Origin of the sequence: Desertibacillus haloalkaliphilus, from assembly GCF_019039105.1 — a bacterium.
In the GTDB taxonomy this organism is placed as follows: domain Bacteria; phylum Bacillota; class Bacilli; order Bacillales; family KJ1-10-99; genus Desertibacillus; species Desertibacillus haloalkaliphilus.
Map to the genome: position 1 here is coordinate 1 of NZ_JAHPIV010000596.1, position 328 is coordinate 328.

1 protein-coding gene is annotated in these 328 nt (G+C 51.8%); it reads left to right on the forward strand.

Annotation, left to right across the window (positions count from 1 at the left end; genetic code table 11):
• On the forward strand, window positions 1–328 hold a 328-nt coding region (locus KH400_RS30455; RefSeq protein ID WP_217228733.1), incomplete at both ends, for a hypothetical protein.

Here is a 328-nt window from a genome sequence, read left to right on the forward strand (position 1 = left end):
AAGGGAAAAGGAGAGAGGGGAGAAGGGAAGGAGGGGAGGAGAGGAGAGGGGGGGGAGGGGGGAGGGGGGGGGGGAAGGAGAAGGAGAAGAAAGAGAGGGAAAGGAGAAGAGGAGGAGGAAGAGGAAGAGGGGGAGAAGAGAAAGAGGGAAGGAAAAGAAAAAGGGGAGAGGGGAGAAAGAAGAGGGAGAGAAGAAAGGAGGAAGAGAAGAAGAAGAGAAAAGAGAAAAGAGGGGAAAGGGGAGGGAAAAAAAAAAAAGGGGAGGAAAGGGGGAGGAAAGGAAAAAAGAAAAGAAAAGGAGAAGGGAGAGAAGGAAGAGAAGAGGGAGG